Genomic DNA, 3,200 nt, shown 5'->3' on the forward strand with positions numbered 1-3,200 from the left:
GCGGACGTGACCGTGCTGGCCTACCGCACCGGCCACTTCGCCCGCAACAAGCTGGCCGTCGCAAGCGGCTACACCCTGAAGGCAACCGACGAGGAGGAGCTGCGCAAGGCCGGCATCCTGCTCTCCGACGCCATCGAATACTAAGAGAAGGAGGACAACAAAATGCCTTTTAACTTCTACGACACCCACACGCTGCTCATGGCCGTGCAGCAGCTCACCCCTGCCGCGACCTTCCTGCGTGACCGCTACTTCCCCACCAACGACGCGAGCGACATCTTCGCCACCGACGACGTGCTCGTCGAGTTCCGTGACGGCAGCAAGAAGCTGGCGCCCTTCGTGGCCCCTCGCAAGGGCGGCGTCACCGTCCTGCGCGCCGGCTACAATATGGAACGCTACACCCCGCCCTTCGTGGCTCCCCGTCGCGTCCTGACCCTCGACGAGCTGCGCAAGCGTGGCTTCGGCGAGGCTCTCTACTCTCAGCTCACCCCTGAGCAGCGCCAGCAGACCCTCATCCTGCGCGACGCTGACGAGCTGGGCGAGCTCATCACCAACCGCGAAGAAGCGATGGCCGCCGAGACCATGCTGACCAATGGCTGCGTGATGAAGCACATCGCCGACGACGTCGACAAGGCCGACGAGATGGAGATCCGTTTCTACTCCGAGGCCAGCAACCCCGCGACCTACACCCCGACGGCCAAGTGGGACGCCACCGGCGGCAAGATCCTGAAGGATCTGGAGGCCATGATCCGTATGCTGACCAAGCGCGGCCTCCGCGCTTCTGATCTGGTCTGCTCCCCGGACGTGGCTGACACCATCATCAACGACGCAGCCGTGCAGAAGCTCCTCGACAACCGCCGCATCGAGATCGGCAACGTGGAGCCTGAGCTGCTGCCTGACGGCGCCGCCATCGTGGCCCGCCTGAACGTCCTCGGCCGCATCATCAGCGTCATCTCCTACGACCTGACCTATACCGACGACGAAGGCAACGACAAGCTCTACATCCCGTCCGGCAAGTGCGTCCTCACCGCTCCCGGCGCTGGCCGCACCGCCTACGGCGCCGTCTCTCAGGTCGAGCAGAGCGACGGCGAGTTCCACACCTACGCCGGCCGCCGCGTGCCGAAGTATGTGAGCAGCGCCGAAGGCAACAGCCGCACGCTGACCATCTCCAGCCGCCCGCTGATGATCCCCAACAACAAGAACCCGTTCATCGTTGCGGACGTCCTGACGGACTGAACGCAGCAGAAAGGAGCAGAGCATGATCCAGATTATCAAGGGCACCTTCGGCTACTATAACGGCCGCAAGGTGATCCCCATCACTGAAGCAGACGGCCCTCAGAAGTTCGACGACGAGCTGGAGGCCCGTCTGGTGAAGGAAGGCGTCGCCAAGTACATCGGCGAGCAGGACGAGCCTGCCGAGCAGCCCGCACCCGATCACGGCGACGACGCCGACGAGCCTGCCAGCACCAACACCGCGGCCGACGAGGCCCCTGAGTACGACGAGGACATGAAGCTCGACGAGCTGAAGGAAGTGGCCGCGCGCTATGGCGTGGACGCCTCTGCCATGCGCAAGAAGGCCGACGTCATCGCTGCCATCGAGGCCGCCAAGGCCGAGCAGCCCGATGACGGCACCGACGACGAGGAGCCCCCTCAGATCGGCGCCGCCGATCCTGTCTGATGGCCTTCAGCTTCAAGGCGATGGTCGAGGCCGACCGCCGGCGCACGTTTCTCAATCTCGACGAGTTCGGTGAGAAGCACACCGTCGAAGGCCGGGCCATCGCTGCCGTGCTGGACGACAACGCCCTGAAGGAACGCCAAGGGGGGCAAGAGCTGAGCGTCGCGGAGTCCTCTCTGCTGCTTTACGCGGCGGTCGAGGATCTGCCTGCTCGGCGCCCGGCGGGCGAAGGGCTCAACGTCGACGGCCGCGAGTACATCGTCAACGACTGGAGCGAGGACATGGGGATCGCCACCGTGGCCCTCGGCCAGACCGTCACCATGTAGGAGGTGCCGCCATGTCCATCGTCAACAGCATCGAAACCGTCCGGGACTGGCTGACCGCTGAGGTCTGCCCTCTGGTCAAGCTGAAGCTCCCGGACGATAAGGCCACAGACGCCTCCTACCCCTACAAGCTGGTCAACCCGGCCGCCTTCTCGCTTTTCGTTCCCTCAAAGGACAGGACGCCGCCGAACATCGCCGCACCGATCCCGTCGGTCTGCGTGCAGCTCGTTCAGGGCGACGACCGCCTGATCCGAAGTGCCCGCAGCGTCAAGATCCGGCTCCTCTTTTCGGCGTGGGATCCCGGCTATCACGGGCCCGACATTTACAAGCCGAAAGGCGACGGCAGCGGCTCCTACGTCCAGCAATACAACGAGGCCGCGGCGGCCTACTTCGTGAAGAACGGAGAGGGCTGGCGTGACGCATGGAATTTTGTGGACACAGCCCTCCGACGGATCGAAAACGCCGAGTACCTCGGCGACCTCCGCGTCATCAAAGAGGAAGGCATCTCCTTCGGCCCCGTCGCCGAGCAAGACGCCGTCCCCGACTTTTACCCGTACTGGTTTGCGTGGGCTGAGTTCTCCGTCGAGGAGGCGCTGACCCGCAACCCGGAAAGCTACCAACACCTGCTTTAAGGGCGGCCCTGTGGCTGCCCTAATTTCATGCAAAGGAGGATAAGCAGATGGCAAACGAATACCTCTACGGCGCCTACGGCCACATCGGCGAAACTGTGGCACAGAGCGCCGTGCAGGCGGGCACCACGCCGGTCTATATCGGCACGGCACCCGTCAACCTCGTGCGCGGCTTCGGCAAAGCCGGCGTCATCAACGCGCCGATCAAGATCACCAGTCTGGTCGACGCGCAGAAGAAGCTCGGCTACGCGGCCGACTGGGGCACCTTTACCCTGTGCGAGGTTATGTACGCACATTTCAACAACACCCTCGGGAACATCGGCCCGATCTACGTCATCAACGTGCTCGACCCCTCTGAGGGAAAGCACCGCAAGGAGGAGGCCACCACCAAGACCCTCGCCTTCACCGGCGGCCGTGCCGAGTTCGCCAGCAGCACGATCATCCTCGACACGCTGACCATCGCAAAGGCGACCAGCGGCAACTACGTCGAGGGCTCTGACTACGCCGTGGACTACAACTTTACCAAGGGCACGGTCATCATCACCAGCCTGAAGGACGACGCGCAGCTCGCCGGCA

General features: G+C 64.0%; 4 protein-coding genes and 1 pseudogene. All 5 read left to right on the top strand.

Annotated elements, in window-relative coordinates:
- Positions 1-162: 162 nt before the first annotated feature.
- The gene (locus ACT84W_RS06040; RefSeq protein WP_118761582.1) at positions 163-1,233 is read left to right on the top strand and encodes a major capsid protein; all 1,071 of its coding nucleotides are present in this window, start codon (positions 163-165) and stop codon (positions 1,231-1,233) included.
- Between the two features lie 22 nt (positions 1,234-1,255).
- Entirely contained in the window at positions 1,256-1,675 is a 420-nt protein-coding gene (locus ACT84W_RS06045) for a Rho termination factor N-terminal domain-containing protein (protein ID WP_195385484.1), read from the top strand.
- Complete coding sequence (locus ACT84W_RS06050) at positions 1,675-1,998, top strand: sugar ABC transporter ATP-binding protein (RefSeq protein WP_033121172.1); 324 nt, start codon at positions 1,675-1,677, stop codon at positions 1,996-1,998. The genes ACT84W_RS06045 and ACT84W_RS06050 overlap by 1 nt, the downstream gene beginning before the upstream one ends.
- An 11-nt stretch (positions 1,999-2,009) precedes the next feature.
- Positions 2,010-2,627: a hypothetical protein gene (locus ACT84W_RS06055; protein WP_195385482.1), complete on the top strand. Its 618-nt coding sequence runs from the start codon at positions 2,010-2,012 to the stop codon at positions 2,625-2,627.
- 47 nt (positions 2,628-2,674) lie between these two features.
- Positions 2,675-3,200, top strand: a pseudogene (locus ACT84W_RS06060) (phage tail sheath family protein); the annotation flags it as partial.

The organism is Paratractidigestivibacter sp. (assembly GCF_052362415.1).
Classification (GTDB): Bacteria; Actinomycetota; Coriobacteriia; order Coriobacteriales; family Atopobiaceae; genus Paratractidigestivibacter.